The following is a 26,089-nucleotide window of genomic DNA, read 5'->3' as shown; positions in this document are numbered from 1 at the left end:
GGTTCGCAAAGGCAGAAGCTTCTCCACTTCACACGATCGAAACGTGCAAGCAGAGCTTGCCCTTTTTCGTTCGTGCTTCAGTGGTAAGCTTCTAAACACCTTTGCTCACACCCTGTCTAGTCGGGTTCGCAAAGGCAGAAGCTTCTCCACTTCACACGATCGAAACGTGCAAGCAGAGCTTGCCCTTTTTCGTTCGTGCTCCAGTGGTAAGCTTCTAAACGCCTTTGCTCACACCCTTATTTAATCTTAAACTCCGCCTTCAATTCCATCAAAACATCACGCAGCTCGGCGGCGCGTTCGAACTCCAGGTCCTTGGCTGCCTGGCGCATTTCCATTTCCAGGTTGTGGAGGGCTTCTTCTTTCTCATTGCGCTTGAGGGCGCGGATGCTTTCGGTGAGGGATTCGGATTCTTCGGCCAGGTTGACGTCCGAGGTAATGCGGATGGAATCGTGGATGTCCTTCTTGATGGTTTGTGGGGTGATCCCATGTTCCTTGTTGTAGGCCTGCTGGATTTTCCGTCGGCGAGCTGTTTCATCCATGGCATAGCGCATGGAACCGGTGATGTGGTCGGCGTACATGATCACATGCCCCGAGCTGTTCCGCGCCGCCCGACCAATTGTCTGGATAAGCGAGCGCTCGTTACGCAGGAAGCCTTCCTTGTCCGCGTCCAGGATGGCCACCAGGGAGACTTCCGGCACGTCGATCCCCTCCCGCAAGAGGTTGATCCCGACCAGGACATCGAAGACACCCAGGCGCAGGTCGCGGATAATCTCCGTCCGCTCCAGGGTCTTGATATCCGAGTGGAGGTACTTGACCCGGATGCCGATTTCTTCTAAGTAATCGGTCAAGTCTTCGGACATCTGCTTGGTCAGGGTCGTGATAAAGACGCGCTCTTCTCTTTCCACCCGCTCGTTGATTTCGCTGACCAAGTCGTCGATCTGCCCCTTGATCGGACGGACTTCAACTTGGGGATCGAGGAGGCCGGTGGGGCGGATGATCTGTTCGACCACTTCACCATCCGCCAGGTCCACTTCATAGTCGCCCGGTGTCGCGGACACATAGATGGCCTGGTTGACCTTCTTCTCGAATTCCTCCAGCTTGAGGGGCCGGTTATCGAGGGCGCTCGGCAGGCGGAAGCCGTAGTCAATCAGTTGCTGCTTGCGGGCCCGGTCCCCATTGTACATCCCGCGCACCTGGGGCATGGTCATATGGGACTCGTCCACCATGAGCAACCAGTCGTCCGGGAAAAAGTCCAGCAAGGTATAGGGCGCCTCGCCCGGCTGCCGGCCGTCCATGTGACGCGAATAGTTCTCAATCCCATTACAATAGCCCATCTCCAGGAGCATCTCAATATCATAGCGGGTCCGCTGCTCCAGGCGCTGGGCCTCCAAGAGCTTATTGTCCGCTTCCAATTCCTTGAGCCGCTCATCAAGTTCTGCCTCAATGGTCTGAACAGCGCGGAGGATCTGTTCCTGGTTGGCGACGAAGTGGGTCGCCGGGAAGATGGGATAGTGCTTGACATCATTTTTTACTTCGCCGGTCAAGACATCCACCTCACGGATCCGGTCGATCTCATCACCGAAGAACTCCACCCGGATGGCCGAAGAATCGCGGGAGGCCAGGAAGACCTCCACCACGTCCCCGCGCACCCGGAAGGTCCCCCGCTGGAAGTCAAAATCATTGCGCTCAAACTGCATATCGACCAGCTGGCGCATGAAGTCATTGCGGTCGATTTCCTGGCCCTCCCGGATAGAGAGCACATGGTCCCGGTATTCTTCCGGATTCACCAAACCATAGATACAAGACACCGAGGCCACAATCACCACATCGCGCCGCTCCAAGAGGGCTGAGGTGGCTGAGTGGCGGAGCTTGTCGATCTCATCGTTGACCGAGGCCGACTTCTCGATATAGGAATCGCTCGACGGCACATAGGCTTCCGGCTGGTAGTAATCATAGTAGGAAACGAAATATTCCACCGCATTGTTGGGGAAGAATTCCTTCAATTCGCCGTAGAGCTGGCCAGCCAGGGTCTTATTGTGGGCCAAAACCAGGGTGGGCCGGTTGGTCTGGGCAATCACATTGGCCATGGTGAAGGTCTTCCCAGTCCCTGTCCCCCCTAAGAGCACCTGGGCCTGGTCGCCATTTTCCACCCCGGCAACTAGTTGCTTGATAGCTTCCGGCTGGTCCCCGTTCGGTTCATAGGGGGCCACCAGGTCAAATTTTTGATCCAACATTTGTGTTTTATTATCCATGCACGATCCACTCCATTCCCCCCTATTCTATCATTTTAAGCTGTGTGGGGCCACTTTAGCGGACCAGGATAAATTTCTTTTCCCCTTGCATCTGGTGAAAATATTCGATATAATATTTCTGTTAGTGACTCATCACTTGAAATCTATCACAGAAAGAGGTGCTCTCATGCCACAAATTCAATCAGCAATCAAGCGTGTACGCCAAGAAGAAAAACGTACTGCTCAAAACGGTCAAAAATTAAGCAAGATGCGTACAGCGATGAAGAAATTCGAACAAGCTGCTGAAGCTGGTGCCGACAACGCCCAAGACTTATTCGTTCAAGCTTCTAAGGAACTTGACCAAGCAGCTGGCAAGAACTTAATTCACAGCAACAAAGCAGCTCGTGAAAAATCACGTCTCGCTAAAAAATTAAACAAATAATGATTTGATGAAACTAGCTGATCTCGCGATGAGCTAGTTTTTTCATTTGGAGATTGTGCTGGTGAGCATGCGCTGCGCTTTTGAATTTGGGCCTTGAATGTTTAAAGGATCAACACGGCTGAAGCCGTCTTGTACTTTATCCGTAAGTCGCTTGCGCTCCAACGGCTAAAGCATAGCACCGGTTCGGCCAAGGTCCCTCACCTAGCAAGCTTCAAAGTTAGAGTGCGACAAAAGTCGGTTAAGCCTGAACCACTGGAGCAAAATCTAGAAGAGCCTTGCTAAAGGCTCGCCTAGATTTTGTGAAGTGGAGTCAGGGTTGACTTTTGGAGCAGGTTTGGGCTAGTACGACTAGCGTCTACTATCCCTAATTCACATCTAGTCGGGTTCAGGCTAGCAGAAATAGCTCCTCTTCACAAAGAGCCGCCGAAGACTTTCAGTCTTCTCTGTCTCTTTGTTCCAGAGGTCTATTTCTACCGCTAGCCCTCTCACCCTGAAGCTTGCTTTTTCATGGCTAAGGCCCAACTTCAATGCTTCACTCCTGCTCAAAGACAAATCCCAAACTGATTTTTGCTTGGTACTTTGTTAGTAGTTGTGCAAAGAGTATACTGGTGAGCTGCTATCTGCTTTCGGGACTTACGAGCGCAAATTGACGAGATGCTATCTGCTCTCAGGGCTCTTGAGTGCAAATTGGCAACTTGCTAACACCACCTCCATTCGAAAGTTGGCGCGAGGCTACTTGCGAACACCACCCTCATTCGCAGGTTGGCAGCTCAAAAAATCAAAAAAAGCACCGCACTCACTTTCTCCTCTCCAGCGAGAAAGTTAGCGCGGTGTTTTTCATTATTAGCCACAAAAGCGCAGGATGAACCATTCGATGCCGAGGTTTTGGTCGACGCGGCCGGTTTTGATGCGAAAGTCTAGGTCGACCAGGGCCAGGTAGGCTTGGATCAGGCGGTCGCCGGGGTAGGCGGCGGCTTGTTTGCCAGCCATCTTGATCCGGTAGGGGTGGGCAGAGAGAGCCTTGGCCATGGAGCCCTGGTCGTAGCCCATGCGCTGGAACTGGTTGATCTGGCAATATAAACGGAAATTGGACATGAGGAGGGCCAGGATGGCGATGGGCGACTGCTTGTCAGCGATCAGTTGCCGGTAGAGGCTGAGTGCGGGATCGGCTTGGCCGCGCATCAGATAGTCGGTCAAATGAAAGATGTCGTCATCGATGGAGGGCTCTACCAGGAGGCGGACATCCTGGGCCGTAATCCGGTCCGCGTCAGCTGTGAAGAGCTGAAGCTTGGCCATCTCGTCCATGGTCCGGCTCAGCTTATAATTGGTCCGCTCGAGGAAGAGCTTGACGGCATCCCGGTCCATGGCCTGGTCCAGCTGGGAGATATAGCCCTCCACATAGCGGGCCACCTGGTCGGGTTTCATCTCGCCCACATCCACCAGGCTGGCCGCTTTCTTCAATTGTTTCACTACCTTCTTGCGGTTATCCAACTTCTCATAGGGGGCCTCGATCACGAGGACCACTTCTTCAGCGGGATGGTCCAGGTAGGCCAGGAGCTCGTCCGGGTCCTGCTTGACCGCCCCCTTGCCCTTGTCCCCGGTCAAAAAGCTGGGGTGGCTGAGCCAGATAATCCGCGTCTCTTGGAAAAAGGAAATAGTATTGGCTTCCAGCATGGCGTCGGACAGGGCCTGTTCTTGGAGGTCGAAGTGGACAAAGTTAAAGGCATTGACATCCCCAGCGAGGACCGAGTCAACCAGGGTTTCACGAAAACGGTCCACCAGATAATTTTCCTGGCCGAGCAGGAGGTAGACCGGGTCCCACTTGCCTGCTTTGATCTTTTGGAGCTGTTTTTGAATTTCCACGCGTCATTCCCCTTCTTCTAATTGGATCGTCCTTTCTATTGTAGCGGATTTTGGGCTAAAAATATAGTAGATGCCCCCCATTTGGTCCGTCCGCCAGACCTGAGCCCCCACCGCTTCCAAGTCAGCCAGGACCCGGGGGCTGGGATGGCCGTAGCGGTTGTTCTGGCCCACCGAAATCACCGCATGCCGGGGCTGCAAGCCAGCTAAGACTTCAGCTGGCGAGGAATGGTCCGAGCCATGGTGGGCGACCTTGAGATAGTCCAGGTCCCGCCCCTGGACACGCTGGGCCATGGCTTCCTCCGCCTGGCCTTCTGTGTCTCCGGTGAAAAGAAAGGAATGCCCGTAGAGCTCCGCCCAGATGACCAGGGAATCTTCATTGTCCCCCTCCCCTAACTGGTCGGGCTGGATGATGTCAAAAGTCGCCTGGCGTCCCAGTCGAAGCCGGTCGCCGCCCCGCAGCCAGACCCAACCTTGCCGGGTCAAACCCTGCCAATCCGCCAAGATCGCCTCATCCTGGGCCAGGCCAATCGGTAGGTAGAGCTTATCCACCGGTATCTTCTCACAAATCTCCGCCAAGGACCCATAGTGGTCATAGTCAGAGTGGCTGATAAAGATCCCGTCCAAGTGGCGGACCCCTTCCGCCCGGAGCGCTGGCAGGATGTCCCGACTGGCTACCGTAGACGTCTTGCGGCGGACCTGCCAGGGCTCGCGGTCGAAGAAATTAGGCTGACTACCCGCATCGATCAGGTAATTGCCCCGGTTAAAAGGCAGGCGAATTAATAGGCAGTCGCCCTGACCGATCGCCAGCGCCGACACCTGTCCCTGGACCTTGAGATTGGGCCAGAGGTAGATGACTAAGAGCAGGCTCAATAAAGAGAGGCCGGCCTTGCGCCTGACCTGGCCTTCTTGAAGACAAGCAAATACGGCAACCAGGGCCAGACCGTAGAGAAAAAGTAGCCAGGCTGGCAAGTGGCCAGTAACCCAGGTCAGCCCCTGCCACTGGCTCAGGGCCAGGGAGATTTTTTCAAGGAGATGGAGGGACTGGCCCAGGAGCGTCTGGAAGCCGAGGAAGAAATTGGCCAGACCCAGGGCATGCAGGACCAGGAGGATGAGGAGGATTGGGATGAGAAAACTTGAAAAGAGAAGACTGTAGAAGTAATTCACTACAAGCGAGAGCCAGGAAAAGACATGGTTCTGGGCCAGGAGGAAGGGCAGGCTGACCAGGGAGCAGGCCAGAGACCGGGCCAGCTCGCGGAGAATCGGTCGGGAAGTTAGCCGGCGGATCCCCCCATCCAAAAGAAGGAGGGTCGTAGCCAGGGCAAAAGACAGCTGGAAGCCCAGGGAGAAGAGGGCAAAGGGCTTGAGCCAAAGCAAAATGATGAGGGCCCAGGCCGTTCCCTCCAGGCTAGACGGCGGACGTCCCAAAGCCCGGCAGAGGACCTGGTAGAGGTAGACTCCGATGGCCCGGACCATCCCATAAGGCCAGGCCAAAAGCGTCCCGTAGACCAGGAGGAGGACCAGGGCCAGGCCGTCAAAATAATCGACCAGGCCGCCCAGGCGGAGGTAGACATAGCGGCAGTGCTTGAGGAGGAAGTTCACATGGAAACCACTCAGAGAAAAGAGGTGGATCATGCCGATGGTCTGATAGGAGTCCATGGCCCCCGGGTCGATCCACTGGCTGTCGTTAAAAAACAGGGCCAGGACATAGGCCCGGACCTGGTCATTGGCCAACCGGGCTAAAGCTTGGCGGACTCCGACCTGGGTCTCAGCCAGACGTGCCCGCCATCCCCCCTGGACGGAAACGGGCCGCATAGCTTCCAGGTCCACCAGGTAAAAAATCCTCTGGCGCTCTAAATAAGCCCGGTAGTTAAAGAGATAGCGGTTGCGGTTGGGCTGGGACCGGCTGAGTTCGCCCCTGACCTGCCAAGTCAGGGCCTGGTCCAAGCCCTCAAAAGTCGCCTTCTCCTCTTCTGATCCCAAGCGGTAAAAGGCCTGGATCCGCTCGGTCTGTCCCTCTTCTAAGACCAAATCGCCCTGGAATTTGGCCTGGTCCCCATCCACCTGTAGGGTCGCCAAGTCCATGGCCAGGGCCCCTTCAAAATCCCCCGCCGCCAAGAGGGAAGACTGACCAGCCCGTATCCAGGAAAAGTAGGCCAGGCAGATCCCGACTAGGACCAGAGTCCTTCGAAAATAGCGGGGCTCTTTTAAATAGAATAGTCGAAGCACCAGGATGACCAGGCCCCCACCGGACCAAAGCGAGGGGGCTAGGACCAGGCAGGCTGCCAGTAAAACAACCAGGGCCCAGCTAACAATATGGTAGGATTTTAACTGGTCCAGCATCCTAGTCCACCGTCAAGTGGGGGCGGAGCTTGTCCAGGGTCTTCTCGCCGATGCCGGAAACTTGGGAGAGATCGTCCACCGTCTGGAAGGGGCCGTTCGCTTCCCGGTAGGCGATGATATCCGCCGCCTTCTTCTCCCCCACCCCGGACAGGGTCTGGAGCTCGGCACTGTCTGCCGTGTTCAGGTTGACCTGGTCGCCGGGTGTTTGAGCTTGGTCCCCCTGGCTGGATCCGGACTGTCCCCCTCCTGTCTGGACCGCCAGCTTCAAGTTATCCGGGACTTCCTCTCCTTGGCGCGGGATATAGACCAACATCTGGTCCTCCAGGCGCTGGGCGAAGTTGACCTGGTCCTGGTCCGCTTCGGGCAAGAAGCCGCCCGCCAGCATGACCGCATCGTAGACCCGCATGCCAGCGTCAAACTGGTAGAGCTTGGGTTCCTTGACTGCGCCCTTGACGTCCACATAGAGGGTTTCTTCGACAGGCGTTTGTGAGCTCCCCGCGTTCGATTCATCCGGAATGGAAGCTGCCTGGGCCGCCTCCAGATCGACCGATTCCGCCACCGGCACTTCCTCCACCACTTCAGCCGCCTCATTGCCTGCCAAAAAACGCCCCAGGAAAAAGCCCAAGAGGCAAATGCCGAGCAGTCCGCCTAGTAGGTAGCGGCCATAGTCGCGCAGGATAGCTTCCAGGGATAACTCTTTCCAACGATTCCACATCTTAATCACCTCATAGATATATAAACGTTGGAGGGGGGAAATTCATCAAGTGATTTTAATCTTTTAAAAGAACTTTTTCTGTAAATGGAAGTTGTGCTGGTGAGCATGCGTTGCGCCGTTGAATTTGGTCCTTGAAGAGCCATGGCACCGGCTCGAGCCAAGGTCTCTCGCCTAGCAAATCTCAAACGGAGCGTACGGCTAATGCCTACGCTCCGTAATTCGCTTTACTTGCTTTTCATGGCTAAGGACCAACTTCAACGCTCCACTCCTGCTCACAACAGAAATGCTAAAAGTTATTTATATTATGCAATAAAATCAATGATGGATTCTTTTAGAAGGAGAAGAAAAACAGAAATTCTCTTAGTTTGGAACTCTGCTACTTGTAAACAGAGGCTTTGTTTGAAAGTTCACCGCTTGCTACTTGTAATCGAAGACCTTGTTTGAAAGTTCCTCGTCTCCTACTTTTAAACAAGGGGCCTGTGTGAAAGTTAACTACATTCTACTTGTAAACAAAAGGCTTGTTTGAAAGCTCGCCGCCTGCTACTTTTAAATGAGTGCCTTGTTTGAAAGCCAGGGCCCTCAAAGCCAAAACTTTCAATCGTGCGCCTTGCTAACTTCGAATAGTTGACAGCAAAAAAAAAGCTGGGACAGGGATCCCAACCTAATTATTTTCAGCTCTAAGCATTAGCTTTTATTGTGGATAACGCAATATTAGTGTTTCAACCTAATTACTTGTGAGCAGGAGTGGAGCTCGAGTTTGATCGTTAGCCATGAATAAGCAAACGAAGCGAATTAGGGAGAGTTGGCGCAAGCCTTACTCTCCCTTTAAGTCTCGTTAGGCGAGAGACCTTGGCTCGAGCCGGTGCTGCTATAGCCGTTGGAGCGTTAGCGACTTACGGATATAGTACAAAACGGCGAAAGCCGTTCTTGGTCATTCAAGATTTAACGATCAAACTCGAATCGGAACGCATGCTCACCGTTCAACCCGTTAATTTTGCAGCGAAGCGGAACGGATGCTCATCAGCACCATCCATTTTCATCTATTTCTACCCTATCCCCTATAGCGGTAAGTGACCAGCCGGGTAATGCCCATGGTGACATCCTGCCAGCGCTCCAAGTGACCGATGTCTTCCGGCAGGTCGTCTTCCTTGCCGAGTTCGCAGAGGACGATGGCATCGTCGGCTAGGCAGTCCAACTCTTGGAATTCTTCCAGAATTTCAACTAGCTTTTGGCCTTGGTAGGGTGGGTCGAGGAGGACCAGGTCGAACTGAAGGCCTTTTTCCCGAGCCAACAGGTTCTTGAGTCCGCGCCGGTTATCTTCGCGCAGGAGTTCATAGCGGTCGGTCAGGCGGAGGGTCTCCACATTATCCCGGATGGTCGCTTGGGCCTTGCGATTGTTCTCGAAGGCATAGATCTTTTCGATCCCCCGTGATAGGGCCTCGATACCAAGGGCCCCCGATCCCGCGTAGAAGTCCAATCCAATTCCGCCATCGAAATATGGCCCGATGCGGTTGAACATAGATTCCTTGATCTTATCCGTTGTCGGACGGGTGTTCTTGCCCGGTACCGCCTTGAGTCGTCGGCCACCCATTTCCCCTGCAATCACTCGCATGTCAAAATTTCCCCTTTTGAATCAATCAGTCTCCTTCAAATTCTAACCGAAAAACGCCCCGGCGTAAAGCGGCCTAGCTTGAATTTTCGCTCATTTAATCATATAATAAGCCACAACTGTTTTTCATTTGGAAAGGATGACGTTACATGGCCAAACCTATCATTGGCATCCCAATGAACCGGCTGACGAGTGATGACGAGCACTACACCGGCCTGCCAATTTTTTATACACATGAGGGCTTTCCCAAGGGCTTGATCAAGGCTGGTGGAACGCCGATCTTCTTCCCCCTGACCCAAAAAGCGGAAACGGAATATTACTTAGACCTGGTCGATGCCGTCATCTTCACGGGCGGCCAGGACCTGTCGCCCCACCTCTACGGCGAGGAACCGGGCTTCAAGCTCCAGAACATCTCCCATGAGCGGGATATCTTCGAGATGGCGGTCTTCCACTCAGCCTGGAAGCGCAAACTGCCTATCCTTGGCGTCTGCCGGGGCATGCAGCTCATGAATGTCAGCCTGGGCGGGTCCCTCTACCAGGACCTGAGCGAGAACCCCGACGTCCGCATCCAGCACGTGCAAAAGTCGGCCACCAACATCGCCACCCACAGCATCCGCGTCAAGGCCAACTCCTGGATCAGCCAATCCTACTTCGACGGCGACCTGGTCAACTCCTACCACCACCAAGGCGTCAAAAAAGTCGCCGACGCCCTCCAAGCCACCGCCTGGAGCCCAGACGGCGTCGTCGAAGCCATCGAAGCCAAAGACGACGACCACTTCGCAGTCGGCGTCCAATTCCACCCCGAATGGCACCACGCCCACGGACCCTCCGAAGACTTCTTTAAGGGCTTTATTGATACCATAAAAGAGCTGAAGAAATAACAATGATCATCCAATGCTGCTTGCGAGCATGCGTTGCACTTTTGAATTTGTCCCTTGAAGAGCCATGGCACCGGCTCGAGCCAAGGTCTCTCACCTAACGAGACTCAAACGGAGAGTAAGGCTTGCGCCAACTCTCCCTAATTCGCTTCGTTTGCTTGGTCATGGCTAACGATCAAACTCGAGCTCCACTCCTGCTCGAAGATAATTAGTAGACCTATGCTTATTGTGCGATTATTTCCAAGATATCAATAAAAATTCGAGCAGACTGCATTCAAAATAAAATCTACTGATTAACAAGCTAGCAAGGCGGCCCTGCCTTGCTAGCTTTTTCCTTATGGGGAAGGGAGATTTAGATGGGCAAGTTGCGAATGTGAGCTGGGTTTGCAAGTAGGATTGGGGCTACTTGCTAATGGGGCTGCCGTTTGCAAGTAGAGCGCCACCAACTTGCGAATGGACCCCTCCGTTTGCAAGTAGAGCGCCACCAACTTGCGAATAAGCCCCTCCTTTGCAAGTACACCACCACTGCCAAAGCCCCCCTCCTTCCACCCAAATTCACAAAAAAAGACAAGAGCTGGAGCCCCAACACACAATATTGGCCGCTAAGTGGGGGTTGGCACACCCCTATCCACAATTAAACCGCCAAACTGTGGCTCGCCGGACCAAAAGCTCCCCCACAATCCAAAAAAAACAGGAGGCCCAGTTCCTCAACTGGGCTTCCTGCTTTTTCTAGATTCTAGATAAAGAGGTTCATATTGGAATTGTCGTTGTCTTCCAACATCGAGGCAACACCGCCAACTTCTACGCCATCGATTAATTCTTCCTTGGTTAATCCCATGACATCCATGGACATCTGGCAGGCGGTGAGTTTGACGCCCATGTCTTGTGCTTGCTGGATCAACTCTTCCAGGGAACTCACACCCTTCTTATCCATGACACCACGGATCATCTTGGCGCCCGCGCCGCCGAAGTTCATTTGTGAGAGTTTCAGTTTCTTAGAAGAGGAAGGCATCATCTTGGAGAACATGCGTGACATGAAGTCTTTCTCTACCTTAGGTGCATCTTCCTTACGCAGGATAGATAAGCCCCAGAAGGTGAAGAACATATTGACCTGGTTGCCCATAGCAGCTGCCCCTGTAGCGATGATAAAGGAAGCAATCGCCTTATCCAAGTCACCGTCAAAGATGATCATGGTCTTCTCTTTTTTGGCAGGATTGGCTGGGCTTGCTGAGCTCGTTTCCACTGGGTCAAGCTTAGCACCATTCTTCTGCAACTTCGCCGTGTACTGGCCCTTAGAAGAGCCTGAATCAAGCAAGGTGTGCCCCGTATTATTGGCCCAAGACTTGATATCCTTGGCAAAGCCGGGGTCAGTAGCTGTGACATCGAGAATATCGCCATCCTTGAGGGCTTCCATCTTAGAAGAGACTTGGACAATGGGCCCAGGGCAGGAGAGACCACAGACATCGAGGACCTCCACATGCTGGTCAGCGGCTGACTTTGGGTCAACCACCCCCTCAGCTTGGTCAGCGGCCTCTTCTTGGGAAACTCCCTTACGCTCTTGATCATCAGCTGACTCGTCATCTTGGGTGTCTTGGTAGGTGCGATAACCGCCAATTATATTGCGGACCTTGAAGCCATTCTGCTTAAGTATGCGTTCTGAGATATAGCCACGAACGCCGACCGCACAGTAGACCGCGTACTGTTTGTCCTTATCAAGCTCATCTAGACGATTCCGAAGTTGGGTCAGGGGCATGGACTTGGCTTGGCCAACCATACCGGCTATCTGTTCGACATTTTCCCGGACATCGAGCACTGTGTAGTCATCCGGATGGGCAGCCACTTCTTCAAAACGAACCGGGTCCGTTAACCCTTCCAAGATATTGCTTGCCACATAACCTGCGAAGTTGACCGGATCCTTAGCACTAGAATAAGGTGGGGCATAGGCCAATTCTAAGTCGGCTAAGTCATAAACTGACCCCTTGAAGTGGATGCTGGTTGCAATGGTGTCAATCCGTTTATCGACCCCTTCAAAACCAACCGCCTGAGCCCCTAAGACCTTACCATCCTTAGCAAAAACAAGCTTAAGGGTCATTGGGGTCGCTCCAGGATAATAGCCGGCATGGGACATAGGGTGGACTAAGGCGATGAAATAGTCTTCCTCATAGGTCCAGCCTTGTTTCTTTAAGGTCTTTTCATTAGCTCCGACAGAAGCCACGGTTAAGTCAAAGACCTTAGCCACGGAAGTCCCCATGGTGCCAGGATAAGCTTTGGCTTCTAAACCTAAAATGTTCGAAGCAACAGACCGGCCTTGCTTATTGGCGGGGCCAGCTAAAGGAACCATGCTTTCATTGCCTAAGACATAGTCGCGAACTCCAACCGCATCCCCAACAGCATAAATATTGGCATCTGAAGTCTGACCATATTCATCCACACGAATGCCGCCACGCTCATTCAGGTCGAGACCGGCATCCTTAGCTAATTCGCTATTCGGACGAACGCCAATTGATAGGAGGACCATGTCCGTTTCGAGCGTTTGCCCTGATTGGAGCTTAGCTTCTTTGCCGTCAGCAGTCAGCCCTTCGAAGCCTTCGCCAAGAACAAGCTGGATGCCTTTCTCTTTCAAATGATTCTCAACAAGAACAGCCATATCCTTATCGAGAGGTGGCATCACTTGGTCAGCCATCTCTACTAGAGTCACCTCTAAACCGCGATCAACGAGGTTTTCTGCCATTTCTAGGCCGATAAAACCACCGCCAACAACCAGCGCGCGCTTGGGGGCTGCCTTCTCAATATAGGCATCAATTTTGTCCACATCCGGAACCGTCCAAAGCGTGAAAACATTCTCATGGTCTAAGCCTTCAATCGGCGGAATGAAGGGATTAGAGCCTGTTGATAATAAGAGTTTATCATAAGATTCTTCATAAGTTTCCCCAGTTTGATGGTCAAGGATCGTAAGCATTTGTCGGTCTTTATCAATATGGGGCGCTTCATTCTCTGTGCGTACATCAATATTGTACTTCTCTTCGATCGATTCCTTGCTGGAGACGAATAAAGCATCGCGCTGGGCAATGGCACCGCCAATATAATATGGCAGACCGCAATTCGCAAAGCTCACATACTTGCCCTTCTCCAGGAGAATAATCTCCGCATTCTCATCTAAACGTCTCAATCTAGCAATAGCTGTTGCGCCACCCGCAACACCACCAACTACAATAATTTTCATACTTATCTTTCACCTCTCATAATCACATTCACGATTGCAATAACATCTTCCCGTTCACAACGGTAATAAATTTGGTTGCCCAGCTTCGTTGACTCAACAATTCCAAGGTCTCTTAATTTAGACAAATGTTGAGAGAGATTAGACTGGCTAACCCCCATGCAATCATTGATCTGACTAACATTCTTCTCACCATTCTGGATCAACTCATCCAAGACACACAAGCGTATGGGATGTGCCATAGCCTTGATTAATTGAGCTTTCTGGATCATATAAGCCTTATGGGCATCAGTTTTTACTTCCATTTGCTTTCTCCTTCCTGGGCATATTAGTATATTAGTATATCATAATATACTTGTCAACAGACTTAGCTATTTTTTTTCTATCGATTAGAAAATTTGACTAGTGCTAGCTTGCAAACAGAGCCTATCGCTACCGGCGCCGAGCTCCAACTCCCCCTTTTCCTCCTCAATCCACAAAAAAAGGCAAGAGCCCAAGCCCTTGCCTATCTCGTTCGATCATATTTAATTAAGTGTCATTCGACTTAAAAGTGAAAGACTTATTTGTCTTCCTTTTTCTTACCGAATGCGAAGGCAGTACCAACAGAAGCTAAGGCTAAGCCTAATACAGCAGGAGCTGCAGAAGCTACGGCACCAGTCTTAGGTAAGGTAGATTTAGCTTTCTTAGCAGCTTCTTTCTTACCGTTAGCCTTAACAGCGTCAGCTTTCTTAGCAGCTACCTTCTTGTCAGCAGCTTTCTTGTCAGCGGCTTTCTTAGCGTCAGCTTTGGCGCCAGCAGCTTTCTTGTCGGCAGCTTTTTTATCTTCTACTTTAACGTCCTTCTTAGGATCTGCTTTCTTATCTTCTTTCTTAGCTTCTGCTTTTTTGTCTTCTTTAGCAGCTTTTTCTACGAAGCTGAAAGTTGGGGTCCATTTACCTGAAGCAGTTTGAACAGCATCAACATGGTTGTTAACTTGTGCTAATGCAGTACCTTCTAATTTAGAACGGTCTAACATTGCTTGACCAATTTCGATAGCTTTTTCTTTAGTTTCTGCTTCATATTCGTATGGTGAATAGTTAGGATCTTCAGCTTTAACTTCTTCTTTTTGTTCTACAGCTGGTTTACCAGATACACTTGTAGGAACGCCATCAGCGTCTACAGATGTTTTGAATTGGTTTGAAGCATCAGGAGTTGCAGCAGGTTTGTCTGCAGGAGTATCTGCTGGCTTGTCAGCTGGTTTGTCAGCGTTAGTATCTACTGGGTTAACGTCTGCGTTGCCACCAAGAATGATGTTACCGTCTTTGTCAACTGGAGCAGTGTAAGCTGGAGCAGCCTCAGCAACTTGTAAGCTAGTTGCAAATAATGCCCCTGCGGCAGCGGTAGTAGCGACTGATGTTAATAAAACTTTTTTGAAGTTCATAGTTCGACATCCTCTCGAAAGATAAAATTTTTATTCGGTAAAATCGGAAAAAAGCCCGTCTATACCTAACTCAAATCATACCCCATTGTCTATTCTCAGCAAAAGAAAAATCTTCTTAGAAAATTCACATTTGCCGGAAAGCCTGATTTGACACTATTTATCCACTTGTCATTTTTTTCTTTATAGCTGCACAAAAAGGCAAGAGCCTGAGCTCTTGCCTATCTCGTTCGATCATATTTAGCTAAGTGCCATTCGACTTAAAAGGGAGAGACTTATTTGTCTTCTTTCTTCTTACCGAATGCGAAGGCAGTACCAACTGAAGCTAAAGCCAAGCCTAATACAGCAGGAGCTGCAGAAGCTACGGCACCAGTCTTAGGTAAAGTAGTTTTTGCTTTTTTAGCCGCTTCTTTCTTACCATTAGCTTTAACGGCGTCAGATTTCTTAGCCGCTACTTTCTTATCAGCTGCAACTTCTTTATCTGATTTTTTGTCTTTGTCTTCGCCTTTGGTATTTTTCTTGTCGCCAGATTTGTTATCTTCGGACTTATTACCCTTCTTATCTTCAGATTTGTTATCTTTCTTATCTTCTTGACCAGCTTTTTCTGCTTCATTTGGGCTTAAGACGAAATAGTAATTACTATTTGCCCCTTGAGAAACAGTGAATGATTTGTTTACTTCATCTTCTGCAAGAACTTTCTTGGCAGCTTCTTCTGCTTCTGCCTTAGTTGCGAAGCCTTCACCTGCATTTTGTTCTTTTAATGCTTCAACACTTGCTTGGTTGTCTTTAGTGTCCGCTTTCTTAGCAGGTTCATTTGGGCTTAATGAGAAGTAATAGTTACTATTTGCACCTTGAGAAACAGTGAATGATTTGTTCACTTTATCTTCTTTAAGGACTTTCTTAGCAGCTTCTTCTGCTTCTGTTTTTGTCTTAAAGCCTTCGTTTAAATTTTGTTCTTTAAGATCTTGAACAGATTTAGGCTTAGCTTCTTGATTATTTGAAACAGTTGTAGGTACACCGTTTTCATCTAATGATAATTCAAATTGGTTGGATCCGCCTGGTGTTGCTGATTTATCAGCTGGGTTAACATCAGGAGCCCCTCCAAGAATAACATTACCATTTTCATCAACTGGTGTTTCATAAGCTGCAGCTTCTGCAACTTGTAATTGACTTGCAAAAAGTGTCCCCGCAGCAGCGGTAGTCGCAATAGAGCCTAATAAAACTTTTTTGAAGTTCATTATAGACATCCTCCTTTTAATTTTTTCGGCAAGACCGAAAATATGGCTTGCCAGTACCTAGCTCGGTCTATATTTTAACAGCAAAAGAGAAAAAAAGGCAATTACCGTAGCAATTGCCTATCTCGTTCGATCATATAATGCTAGGGTGGTTTCGCTTCTTATTCAATTTTAGAAAGAAACTTATTTATCTTCTTTCTTCTTACCGAATGCGAATGCAGTACCAACAGAAGCTAGTGCTAAACCTAATACAGCAGGAGCTGCAGAAGCTACCGCACCAGTCTTAGGTAAGGTAGATTTAGCTTTCTTAGCAGCTTCTTTCTTATTGTTAGCTTTAACTGCGTCAGCTTTCTTAGCAGCTACTTTCTTATCTGCAGCAACTTTGTCTGCAGCTTTCTTGTCGCCAGCTTTTTGGCCTTCTACTTTAGAATCTTTTTGGTCTGCTGGTTTTTCACCTTCAGCCTTAGGATCTTGTTGAGCTGCAGCAGCTTGGTTTAAAGGCTTGCCAGTTTCAGGATTTAATGCAGTTGGTTTAACAACTTTACCTGGAACGATTTCAGCAACAGTACCAGCTACAGGTTTCATGTTAGTGTAAACAACATAGATGTCACCGTCAGCCATTGGGTTTGAGCCTGGGAATGCAGCTAATGCTTCATCAACAGTCTTGAACTCATAGCGAACTTTTGGTGATTCTTGTGTGTAAACAACATATTTGCCGTTTTCGAACATTGGTGCGATATCTTGGAAAGCGTTGAATGCTTCTTCACGAGTATCGAACACATATTTTAACTTAGGTGCTTGGTCAGTATATACATAGTATTTACCGTTTTCAGCAAGTGGGTCTAAGTTAGGGAAGGCATCTGCTGCTTCTTCAACAGTCTTGAATTCATATTTAACTAATTGACCCTTATCTGAGTAAACAACGTACTTATCTGTCTTGTTGTCGTACATTGGTTTAGCGTTAGGATAAGCGCCTAAAGCATCTTGTAAGGTATCGAAGTAGTGTGGTACGTTTTCATATGAAGTAGTTGGTGCTTCTTTGTTTACTTTAGTCGCGCCAAATGGATCTTCTGCAGAGTTTAATTCAGTACCTTCTTGACGGTTCTTGAATGGTGCTTCTGCATCAGTGAATTCTTCACCTTGCGTACGCCCAGCGAATGGGTTTTCTGCATCTGTGAATTCAGGTTGTTTAGTTTCTTTGCCTGCAAATGGAGCTTCTTCTTTGCTTAAAGGAGCTTTTTCGTCTGCTGGAATTTCAACTTTTTCTTCTTTCTTAGTTTCTTCCTTAGGAGCTTCTTCTTTCTTAGTTTCTTCCTTAGGAGCTTCTACTAATTTACCAATTCCATTAGGATCACCAAATGGATTTTCTGCTGCGTTGAATTCTGCTGCTTGTGCAACGTTAGCGTTAGCTGCGAAGAAGGCACCGGCAGCTGCAGTAGTAGCAACTGATGTTAATAAAACTTTTTTCAAGTCTTTCATAGATAATTCCTCCTTGACCTTAGTCAAAATGCTTAGTAACAACTACATCATGTAGAGTTGAAATTCAAAGCTGAATTCTTCCTCTCCCTACACACCCCCATTATAACGTAAACCAACACATTAGTCACACTAAATCATAAAATAATTCATAATTAATTCATAAATTATACTATGAATAAGATCTTGAATGACTAATATTGCTGATTTCAGTCCGAAGGGGAATCCATAATATCAGTTAAACCAATCTTATGTATATTTTGTAGTGTAATACATTACTGATAGAAATGCAACTATATCTTCACTTTTTCTTCACTTTTGCAATCCTTTGTACCTTTTTGACTCCCAAACCAGTGAAATATACTCCTAAACCGTACGATAAGCATCATTTTTGGAATGCTAGCCATATGTTTAAAGCATAAATTGTTCATTCACTAAGCTATTACACGATACTGGAGTCCCTCCCCCTAAATAACACCCCATGCTCAAAAAGTGAGCACAAATTATATTTTTTATACATTGCCCCTATTATGACTTGAAAATAATTTCTGGTTTGATATATTTATTTTGAGGCCTCACTTGTGTAACATTTTTGCATTATTTTTCTGTTATTTTGACAATTGAATATTAATTTATGATCAGATGGAGGTTTTTAGTCGTATGAAATTTTCCATTAAGGCCTGCCGGGTGAATAGCGGGCTTTCCGCAGAGAGTGTTGCTGATTATTGTGGCATCCACGTCCAGACCTTGCGTCGCTATGAGCGGGACAGCAGCCAGATGCCCTGTCACATTCTTGAAGCAATGTGCTATCTCTACCAGATGGACAAGGACTATATCTACCTGGGAGATGCCGAGGACCTGGTTGTCACCATCACCAGTCGCCGGGGCGAGCACGTGCTCTAAGTGCGACCTGACCGCAATGATTCAAAATTTACGCAAAGCCTATAGTCAAAGGAGACCATTCGATGATTAAACATATATGCCCCAGCCCCCAGACTTCTTATGTGCGGATTGAGAAGGTCAAGAATTATACGGTTATGGACAATGACTTCCTCCGGCGCTCGGACCTCTCTTGGAAGGCTAAGGGAATCCTCGCCTACCTCCTCACCCTGCCGGACGATTGGGTGATCAAGCTTAAGGAAATCGAAACCCATGCCACAGATGGGGCGAGTTCTTTTCGCAAGGGCTGGGCAGAGCTGGTTCAACAGGGTTACATTGAACGTAATCCGATTCGCGATCGGTCCGGCCGCCGGATTAAGTACTGGGAGACCGTCGTCTTCGAAAGGCCCCTCTACCGTTTGGGTCAGTAAATGCGAGTCGGTCTTGATCTTGAAAAGCTAGTCACTAGATTCTCTACTTCTTGATTATCTACTTGTTGATTCTCTACTTCTTGATTTTCAACAAGTAGAAAAGCTAGTCAGTAGAGAATCGCAAGCTACTAAGTACTTAGTTACTAACTACGGAGTTACTAAATACGGAGTCTATTAAATACGGAGTTACCAATTTAATTCAATTAATTAAAACAAGGAGGGCCACATGATTGAAGATCTTTTCTTGGTGGACAGCGAAAAATTTATCGAACGCTTACTTTTGGCTCAAACCATCACGCAAATCGAAAATCTTGAAGAAATTATTCTGGCGGACTATCCTACGACGAGTGAACTCGCGCTCGGCCTGGTGGAATGTTTCCATGACCTGGAGACGGCGACCTACCTCCCCCTTATCGAGAAGCGGATTGGGGAAGCCTTCGTCCAGCTCTACACCTTGTCTCGTATGACTCAAATCAAGCTCGAGCTCTCCTACCGCTATGTGGAGGAGCTCTCGGTCAGTCGCGAGCTCGGACTCCTGGTCAAGGGGCTCCGCAACGAAGGCCTGATCTACCACCCCCTCAACCACTTGCTCTATGCCTTGTGGGCCATGTCGGAAGCGGTCTTTGATCTCAGCTTCCCAGAGACCATCTACGCCTACGCCAAGGAACTGGCTTTGGATACGTCGACAGACTTTCGACCGTCACTCGGCTAGAGCCGTCTCCTTGATGAAACATAGATATTATATATTGCGCAGGTTATCGGTAGGATAACCTGTTTTTATTTGGAAATTTTTACAGGTCAAAATCCGGGGAGGCGAATTGCTTCTGGAAGGCCTGCGTGCACATGGGGAAGTGCTATTTGCCTTCGAAGACCCTATGTGCAAATCGGAAGCCGCTAATTGTCTTCAGAGATCCTGCAGGCAAATCGGAAGCCGCTAATTGTTTTCGAGGAGAGTGAATGCAAATCGGGATCCGGTGGAATACTGAGCGATTGGAGTTGGTCCAAGACACAGTCGAGGACTTCGAGTGGGGCTTTGTCGACAGCAAGCCACACTCAGGAAGTGACAGTGAGGGTTGCCAAAGTCCAGCACACAGTCTGGCCCTCCGAGTGTGGCTTGCCAAAGTCCAGCACACAATCTGGCCCTCCGAGTGTGGCTTAATGGGATCTAACACACAATCAAGTTCCTCAAGTGGGGCTTGCCCGTGCGCCTTCACACCCTATAGTCAGGCTCAGGCTAGCAGAAATAGCTCCTCTTCACCAAAATCCGTCGAAGGCTCTTGGCCTTCTCTGGCTTTTGGCTCTAGAGGTCTATTTCTCCCGCTAGCCTTCACACCCTTATGCTCACTTTCGACGCAAATATGAGCAAAAAGACCTAATGCAAAAACCAGCGGAGCCCCTTATCATAGAGTTAGAGTTTAATAGCATTGTTTTTTCCATTGAGTGACTAGGTCAAATTGTTATCAGGCAGTGCCATTCTGAGCAGGAGTGGAGCGTTGAAGTTGGTCCTTAGCCATGAAAATGCAAGCGATGTGAATTAGGGATAGTCGGCGTTAGCCGTTACTAGCCCAAACCTGCTCCAAAAGTCAACCCTGACTCCACTTCACAAAATCTAGGCGAGCCTTTAGCAAGGCTCTTCTAGATTTTGCTCCAGTGGTTCAGGCTTAACCGACTTTTGTCGCACTCTAACTTTGAAGCTTGCTAGGTGAGGGACCTTGGCCCGAACCGGTGCCATGGCTTTTCAAGGACCAACTTCAACAGCGAAACGCATGCTCAGCAGTCCATCACTTTTTACAATTTGACCGACCCAAGAAAGGAGCCCTCATGCCCAATTCAACCGCCATTCTCAACCAGTTCACGCCCCTCTTCCACCATGTGCTCGCCAACTTCTCCATTGCGCCCCATCACGCGGACTACGACGACCTGCTCCAGGAACTCCGGCTCAAGGCTCTCAAGGTGGCGGCATCTTTTGACGGTGACCTGCTCGACCAGGACCGCTTCCGCTTCACGGCCTATCTCAAACGCGCCCTGTCCTGGTACTGCCTGGACCTCCTCCGCCGCAAGCCCCAGGACACAAGCTCCCTAGAAGGCCTCCACTACCTCCGAGACGAAGCGCCGCGCCAACATTCACTGGCTGTCCAGGTCTTCCTCTCCCAGGCTAAGACCATCCTCACGCCCAAGGAATTCCAGACCGTTCGCCAGCTCCAGGCCGGCCATTCCCTCACCAGTATCGCAGAAACTGACGGCGTCTCCCGCCAAGCCGTCCACTGCCGGGTCAAGCGCCTCCGGGAGAAGCTCCTCCCCCTAGCCGACATCCTCCGCCCTTGACATTTATCGCCCGATTCTCGTTCTTAGGCTGTCATGCATGACCCAGCCAAAAAAAGGAGGAAACAAAAATGAAAGTATTCGAAAGCGCCCGCCTGCAGCTCATCGGCTTTGACCAGGAGTCAGGTAAAGACAAGAAGATCCATATCAATAACTTGAAGGAAGGCGTAACCACGGAAGAGGCCACCGCTGTCAAAGACGCCTACGCCAGCCTGTCCGCCTACGACATCTTCGCCGTTGCCGAAGTCGTTACCAATGTGTTTGCCTAAGAGCTTAGAAGGAGGAATAAAGCATGCCAGAAATCACGCAAAATCTTGAACTCAACTTCAAGAATAGTTTAGGAAAATCCACCCGCATCACTGTTGCCAAGCCGCGTCTGGATGTCAGTGCGGAAGAAGCCCAGACCGCTATCGAAGCCATCGCTGGGGCAGACGCCTTTGTGACACCTGAGGGCACCCTGGTCTATGACCAAGCCGTATCGGCCCGTTATGTGACCCGCCAGGTGGATGAGCTCTACGTCGCTGGGGAAGCTGACGCCCAAGCCTAAGTCCCTCGAGTCTGGCCTCGCTGTACGATCAGCGGGGCTATTTTTATAGAAAGGAAAGAGCGATGACCCTTATCGAAATTGGAAGTCTAGCAGGGGCGGTCTTAACCTTGGTCACGCTGATTCGGCGCTTGGTTCGGCTGATTACCGCCATCCATGACCTCATCACTCGGATCGATAGTATTCAGGAAACGCTGGACCGCCAGCTGGAAGCTCGTCAGGAACTGGCCCAGGAAGTTGGTGTCCACAGTTACCAGATCAAGGTCCACCAAGAAGCCATTCAGAAGTTTCAAGAAAGACTCAAAGAAATGGAGGTTGTCACATGTTCTTAGATAATGATTCTTACGACAAGGCCAAGTGGTTGGTCTTGATCTTCCTGCCCGCCCTAGCCGTCTTAGTAAAAGGGGTTGGTGAGGTCCTCTACTGGGAGGCTGTTGATGTCTGGGTAACGCTAATCAACCTGGGCACGGCCTTCTTGGGGACCATCCTACAGATTTCAAGCCAGCATTATTATGGGGGAGGTGATGGGCATGGTCAGCGTCCAAGACATCCTTAGTTGTGCCAGGAAGTATATAGGCGTCCGCCAGTGGTTGGGTGCACACAAGGCACTGATCGACCGCTACAATGCGGTTCTTCCCCGTCCAGTCGGCTACACCATGACCTATGCCGACGACTGGTGCGATGCCTTTGTGACGGCGGTCAGTGATGAAGTAGGAGCGAGTTCCCTCATCGGCCGAGAGTGTGGCGTCCAGCGCCATATCCATCGTTTTAGCCAGCTCGGGATCTGGTTAGGACGGGTCTACCCCAAGCCAGGCGATATCATTACTTTTGATTGGGACGGGGCCGGTTTTGCGGACCACATCGGCTTTGTGGAGAACGTTTCTGGAGGTCAAGTCACTACGATTGAAGGCAATTCCGGGAACATGGTCCGCCGCAATCGCTTCAGGTGGAATGACTGGCGAATCAAGGGCTACGCTAGGCCACGCTATAGTTCGAGTGTTAAGCCTACTGACAAGGACTACCAGCTCGCTAAAGAAGTTCTAGACGCCAAGTGGGGCAACGGGGCTGATAGAGTATACCGCCTCCGGAAGGCTGGCCACAATCCATCGACCGTCCAGCAGGCTGTCAATGAATTAGTCAAGTTGCGTGACGCTCGAGAGATCACCATCGCCAAGCACGCCAGCCACTGGCAGACTGGTGAGCGCATCCATCCTAAGGTACTCGGTAAGACCTATAAGGTAGTTGGTGAGAAGGCCGTCAAGCAGAGCCGCAGTCGGAAAGCCTATCTCTTGGCCAGTCCAGGGGTCTACCTGGGTTGGTTGCTTGAGCAGGATGTGGCTTGTCCGTAAAATTTGTCCGATTATAAATCAAAATCCAGCTCCAAAAGCGACCGCGTGGTCGTTTTTGGAGCTGGTGGTGACTTGGGATTCGGCAATATCTTCTGTATTAATGCCGTTTCAAAAACTCATCTCCAAATTTTTGAACGACTTCCTACTATATTATAGTAAAACCCAGGCACGCTCTCCCACCCCCAAGCGGACTAGAGAGACCGCCTGGCTTTTTTGTCTGCCAATAACATCCTCCAATCCAACTTGACAGCTCTTCCCTCACAGTATACACTGTATATAAAGGGTATACACTAGATACAAAGGAGCTGTGCTGATGAACATCACCCTATCCAAATTTTCCAAGCTGCCCTTATACCAGCAGATTGTCCAAGAGCTTAAGCGCAACATCTTATCCGGAGAATTGCAGGAAGAAGAGCAGTTGCCTTCAATCAGGCAGCTGGCCAAGGACTTAGAAGTGAGCGTGATTACGGTCAAGAAGGCTTATGAGAAGCTCGAGCAGGAAAATTTTTTAATGACGGTGCCCTACCAGGGGACTTATGTGGCCCACTTAGATACAGACCAGATTGAAGCGAAGATCTTGGCTGAGATTGACCAGGGCCTGGGGGAGATCGCAACCAAGGCCAAGAGTATCGGCCTCAGTGCCCAGGACCTGGCCCAACGCATCCAAGACAGAATGGAGGAATAAGGAATGACTGACGCCATTGAACTGAAAAATGTCTCCAAGCATCTGGGAGACTTCCGCATTGACCAGATGAATCTACAAATCCCTAAAGGTTATATCACCGGCTTTATTGGCCCCAATGGTGCGGGCAAGTCGACGACTATCCGGCTGATTATGGATTTAGTCAAGCTAGATGCTGGTGCAATTAAAATCTTCGGGATGGACCACCAGGAGGCTGGCAAGACGGCGCGTGACCGGATTGGTTTTGTCTATCCTGAGAATGTTTTTTACGAGAATTTGACGGTGGAAGCTATCGGCAAAGTTGTGGGTGGCTTTTATTCCAAGTGGGACATGAGCAAATTTCGTCAGCTCTGCCAGGACTTTAGCCTGCCGCCAAGGAAGAAAGTCAAGGACTTATCGACCGGGATGAAGGTCAAATTGTCACTGGCGGTGGCTTTGAGCCATCATGCGGACTTGATTATCCTGGATGAACCGACATCCGGCCTAGACCCCCTCGTTCGTTCGGAAATCCTCGACCTGCTCTATGACCTGATCCAAGACCAGAACAAGACCGTCTTCTTCTCCAGCCACATCACGACTGACTTGGAAAAGATTGCCGATTATGTGGTCTTGATCCAGGACGGGACGATTGTCATGGACGAGGCCAAAGACGACTTGCTCGACCGCTTCCGCCTGGTCAAGGGAGCTAGCGACCTGCTCGATGCCGACACCCGGCCCTTGCTAGCGGGGCTCAAGGAAACATCTGCTGGCTTTGTCGGCCTGACCCAAGAAGCGGACACTTTCCATGAACTCTACGGCGACAAGCTTTTGATCGAACCCGCCTCCCTGGAAGAAATCATGGTTTATACTTTGAAAGGAGGCCAATAAATGAAAGCCTTATTAGTCAAAGATTGGTTGATCGGTCGCAAACTCTTGTTTTTATCTTTAGCGGTGAGCCTTCTGGTACTCTTTATTGTAGGAGATGGCCAGTTCCCGCTAACACTCGGCCTTATGCTCGCCCTCTTCAATATCCGAAACATGGATGGGCTTGACGACAAGCGGACCTATCGCCAATTGATCCAGACCCTGCCTGTCAGTCGGAGGGAAGTGGTCGCCGGCAAGATCCTCTCCCACCTCCTGCAAGTCGCCACCCTCATCCTTCCGCTCATTATCTTGAACGCCATGATCCCGGGCTACAGAGCCAACAGCCTGACTGAAATTCTCTTGCTGGGCCTGCTTGCGGTTTTCCTACTTGTCGGCTACCAATTCACCTATACCCTCTTCGGTCCCGTCTTCATGAACTATATCAGCATCGCCCTCTTCATCCTCTTAATCACATTCGGCTGGACCATCTTCAACAGTGCCTTCGTCCAAGGGCTCATCAGCTACCTCCAGTCGCTCGACCCCCCCCTCCTCGTCCTATCCGCCAGCCTGGTCTGCCTCATCCTAGCCAGCGCGCTCTTCATCCTGACCGTGAAGATTTATGAGCGTAAAGACCTCTAGTGGCTGTGTGGAAATCCCTGTTGATCTGAAAAGCGACAAGGTGGTCGCTTTTGGAGTTGGCGGTGCGCTGGGATTCGGCATTGTCGGTCAGACTTATGCCGTTTCAACAAGCCAGGCCTACTATTTTGAACCAATTCCTACTATAATTATTACCCAATTTATAACAAGCCAGGCTGCCTCCCCCCTCAAACGGACAAGAGAAGCAGCCTGGCTTTTCTATTTATGCTGAACTTCCTAGTTTTCCCTATGATGAAGCTCTTTCTCCGCGAGAAAGAGCTTTTCCTTTTGAGAAGAGGCAGCTTCTTGCTGACTTACTGCCTCTTCTCTTGAGAAATGGCAGTTTCTTACCGACTTACTGCCTCTCCTCTTGAGAAATGGCAGCTTTTTAAGCAGTTACTGCATTTACTCTTGACTTGGTGCAGTTTCTCAAGCCATTACTGCATTAGCCCTTGACTTATTACAGTTTCTCAAGCCATTACTGCATTAGCCCTTGACTTATTACAGTTTCTCAAGCCATTACTGCATTAACCCTTGACTTGTTGCAGTTTCTGCCCGACTTGCAGATACATATTCCCCCTTTTGTCCGCTTCTGCTCGAGATACGGACAAATCCACTCCTCCTTTGTCCGTTTCTCTCTGAGTTACGGACAGATCCCCTCAACTTTTGGCGCTAACTCTCCAAGATACCGACACATCCCTTCTCATTTGGCGCTAAGCCTCCGAGATACCGACACATCCCTTCTCATTTGGCGCTAACTCTCCAAGATACCGACATATCCCTTCTCATTTGGCGCTAACTCTCCAAGATACTGACACATCCCTTCTCATTTGGCGCTAACTCTCCAAGATACTGATACATCCCTTCTCATTTGGCGCTAACTCTCCAAGATACCGACACATCCCTTCTCATTTGGCGCTAACTCTCCGAGATACCGACATATCCCTTCTCATTTGGCGCTAACTCTCCGAGATACC

At 49.8% G+C, this 26,089-nt stretch carries 23 protein-coding genes and 1 pseudogene; 14 read left to right on the top strand and 10 right to left on the bottom strand.

The features are described from left to right. Positions 1 to 236: 236 nt before the first annotated feature. Positions 237 to 2,234 (bottom strand): excinuclease ABC subunit UvrB, encoded by a 1,998-nt coding sequence (gene uvrB / locus QP860_RS09205; RefSeq protein ID WP_070619459.1) that lies wholly within the window; start codon positions 2,232 to 2,234, stop codon positions 237 to 239. 184 nt (positions 2,235 to 2,418) lie between these two features. Between uvrB and rpsT the strand changes: the two genes are divergently transcribed. Continuing rightward, positions 2,419 to 2,673 carry a 30S ribosomal protein S20 gene (gene rpsT, locus QP860_RS09200; protein WP_070619377.1) on the top strand — a complete coding sequence of 85 codons (255 nt, stop codon included), beginning with the start codon at positions 2,419 to 2,421 and terminating at the stop codon, positions 2,671 to 2,673. An 843-nt stretch (positions 2,674 to 3,516) separates the two neighbouring features. On the opposite strand, the gene holA is transcribed toward rpsT, so the two are convergent. The 4 genes and pseudogenes from holA to rsmD all read right to left on the bottom strand — a co-directional run. Continuing rightward, complete coding sequence (gene holA / locus QP860_RS09195) at positions 3,517 to 4,536, bottom strand: DNA polymerase III subunit delta (RefSeq protein ID WP_070619387.1); 1,020 nt, start codon at positions 4,534 to 4,536, stop codon at positions 3,517 to 3,519. A gap of 3 nt (positions 4,537 to 4,539) precedes the next feature. Then, positions 4,540 to 6,876: a DNA internalization-related competence protein ComEC/Rec2 gene (locus QP860_RS09190; protein ID WP_284912610.1), complete on the bottom strand. Its 2,337-nt coding sequence runs from the start codon at positions 6,874 to 6,876 to the stop codon at positions 4,540 to 4,542. 1 nt (position 6,877) lies between these two features. Then, positions 6,878 to 7,591, bottom strand: coding sequence for a helix-hairpin-helix domain-containing protein (locus QP860_RS09185; protein WP_070619390.1), 714 nt, complete (start codon positions 7,589 to 7,591; stop codon positions 6,878 to 6,880). 1,051 nt (positions 7,592 to 8,642) lie between these two features. Continuing rightward, positions 8,643 to 9,206, bottom strand: a pseudogene (gene rsmD, locus QP860_RS09180) (16S rRNA (guanine(966)-N(2))-methyltransferase RsmD); the annotation flags it as partial. 143 nt (positions 9,207 to 9,349) lie between these two features. On the opposite strand from rsmD, the gene QP860_RS09175 reads away from it, so the two are divergent. Continuing rightward, a complete protein-coding gene (locus QP860_RS09175) occupies positions 9,350 to 10,081 on the top strand; it encodes a gamma-glutamyl-gamma-aminobutyrate hydrolase family protein (RefSeq protein ID WP_070619396.1) in 732 nt (243 codons plus the stop codon). Positions 10,082 to 10,814: 733 nt separating this feature from the next. Here QP860_RS09175 and QP860_RS09170 read toward each other — a convergent pair. The 5 genes from QP860_RS09170 to QP860_RS09150 all read right to left on the bottom strand — a co-directional run bounded on the left by QP860_RS09170 (position 10,815) and on the right by QP860_RS09150 (position 17,429). Continuing rightward, complete coding sequence (locus QP860_RS09170) at positions 10,815 to 13,301, bottom strand: FAD-dependent oxidoreductase (RefSeq protein ID WP_284912609.1); 2,487 nt, start codon at positions 13,299 to 13,301, stop codon at positions 10,815 to 10,817. Positions 13,302 to 13,303: 2 nt separating this feature from the next. Beyond that, on the bottom strand, positions 13,304 to 13,603 hold the full coding sequence (locus tag QP860_RS09165) for an ArsR/SmtB family transcription factor (protein WP_070619403.1): 300 nt from the start codon (positions 13,601 to 13,603) through the stop codon (positions 13,304 to 13,306). Positions 13,604 to 13,857: 254 nt separating this feature from the next. Beyond that, positions 13,858 to 14,718: an LPXTG cell wall anchor domain-containing protein gene (locus tag QP860_RS09160; protein WP_070619406.1), complete on the bottom strand. Its 861-nt coding sequence runs from the start codon at positions 14,716 to 14,718 to the stop codon at positions 13,858 to 13,860. Positions 14,719 to 14,990: 272 nt separating this feature from the next. After that, positions 14,991 to 15,953, bottom strand: coding sequence for a DUF5633 domain-containing protein (locus tag QP860_RS09155; RefSeq protein WP_070619410.1), 963 nt, complete (start codon positions 15,951 to 15,953; stop codon positions 14,991 to 14,993). A 180-nt stretch (positions 15,954 to 16,133) separates the two neighbouring features. After that, a complete protein-coding gene (locus tag QP860_RS09150) occupies positions 16,134 to 17,429 on the bottom strand; it encodes an LPXTG cell wall anchor domain-containing protein (protein ID WP_284912607.1) in 1,296 nt (431 codons plus the stop codon). Positions 17,430 to 18,086: 657 nt separating this feature from the next. Between QP860_RS09150 and QP860_RS09145 the strand changes: the two genes are divergently transcribed. From QP860_RS09145 to QP860_RS09090, 12 genes are all read left to right on the top strand, one after another. Then, the gene (locus QP860_RS09145) at positions 18,087 to 18,329 is read left to right on the top strand and encodes a helix-turn-helix domain-containing protein (RefSeq protein WP_284910154.1); all 243 of its coding nucleotides are present in this window, start codon (positions 18,087 to 18,089) and stop codon (positions 18,327 to 18,329) included. 62 nt (positions 18,330 to 18,391) lie between these two features. After that, the gene (locus tag QP860_RS09140; protein WP_070619419.1) at positions 18,392 to 18,736 is read left to right on the top strand and encodes a hypothetical protein; all 345 of its coding nucleotides are present in this window, start codon (positions 18,392 to 18,394) and stop codon (positions 18,734 to 18,736) included. A 226-nt stretch (positions 18,737 to 18,962) separates the two neighbouring features. After that, positions 18,963 to 19,448: a hypothetical protein gene (locus QP860_RS09135; RefSeq protein WP_070619422.1), complete on the top strand. Its 486-nt coding sequence runs from the start codon at positions 18,963 to 18,965 to the stop codon at positions 19,446 to 19,448. A 1,109-nt stretch (positions 19,449 to 20,557) separates the two neighbouring features. Continuing rightward, positions 20,558 to 21,061 carry a sigma-70 family RNA polymerase sigma factor gene (locus tag QP860_RS09130; protein ID WP_070619428.1) on the top strand — a complete coding sequence of 168 codons (504 nt, stop codon included), beginning with the start codon at positions 20,558 to 20,560 and terminating at the stop codon, positions 21,059 to 21,061. Positions 21,062 to 21,129: 68 nt separating this feature from the next. Next, positions 21,130 to 21,327 carry a DUF1659 domain-containing protein gene (locus QP860_RS09125; RefSeq protein WP_070619431.1) on the top strand — a complete coding sequence of 66 codons (198 nt, stop codon included), beginning with the start codon at positions 21,130 to 21,132 and terminating at the stop codon, positions 21,325 to 21,327. A 23-nt stretch (positions 21,328 to 21,350) separates the two neighbouring features. Continuing rightward, the gene (locus QP860_RS09120) at positions 21,351 to 21,605 is read left to right on the top strand and encodes a DUF2922 domain-containing protein (protein ID WP_070619433.1); all 255 of its coding nucleotides are present in this window, start codon (positions 21,351 to 21,353) and stop codon (positions 21,603 to 21,605) included. A gap of 62 nt (positions 21,606 to 21,667) precedes the next feature. Beyond that, positions 21,668 to 21,934 carry a hypothetical protein gene (locus QP860_RS09115; RefSeq protein ID WP_070619436.1) on the top strand — a complete coding sequence of 89 codons (267 nt, stop codon included), beginning with the start codon at positions 21,668 to 21,670 and terminating at the stop codon, positions 21,932 to 21,934. Beyond that, positions 21,925 to 22,158: a phage holin gene (locus QP860_RS09110; RefSeq protein WP_070619439.1), complete on the top strand. Its 234-nt coding sequence runs from the start codon at positions 21,925 to 21,927 to the stop codon at positions 22,156 to 22,158. Before QP860_RS09115 ends, QP860_RS09110 begins: the two co-directional genes overlap by 10 nt. Then, entirely contained in the window at positions 22,133 to 22,951 is an 819-nt protein-coding gene (locus QP860_RS09105; RefSeq protein ID WP_284912606.1) for a CHAP domain-containing protein, read from the top strand. Before QP860_RS09110 ends, QP860_RS09105 begins: the two co-directional genes overlap by 26 nt. A 313-nt stretch (positions 22,952 to 23,264) precedes the next feature. Further along, a complete protein-coding gene (locus QP860_RS09100) occupies positions 23,265 to 23,636 on the top strand; it encodes a GntR family transcriptional regulator (RefSeq protein WP_284912605.1) in 372 nt (123 codons plus the stop codon). A gap of 3 nt (positions 23,637 to 23,639) precedes the next feature. Beyond that, complete coding sequence (gene pmtA, locus QP860_RS09095) at positions 23,640 to 24,500, top strand: phenol-soluble modulin export ABC transporter ATP-binding protein PmtA (RefSeq protein WP_284912603.1); 861 nt, start codon at positions 23,640 to 23,642, stop codon at positions 24,498 to 24,500. Then, positions 24,501 to 25,115 carry an ABC-2 transporter permease gene (locus QP860_RS09090; protein WP_284912602.1) on the top strand — a complete coding sequence of 205 codons (615 nt, stop codon included), beginning with the start codon at positions 24,501 to 24,503 and terminating at the stop codon, positions 25,113 to 25,115. The last annotated feature ends 974 nt before the right edge of the window (positions 25,116 to 26,089 follow it).

Source organism: Aerococcus sp. UMB1112A, from assembly GCF_030230715.1.
Taxonomy (GTDB): Bacteria; Bacillota; Bacilli; order Lactobacillales; family Aerococcaceae; genus Aerococcus.
This window is presented reverse-complemented; position numbering and strand designations above follow the sequence as displayed.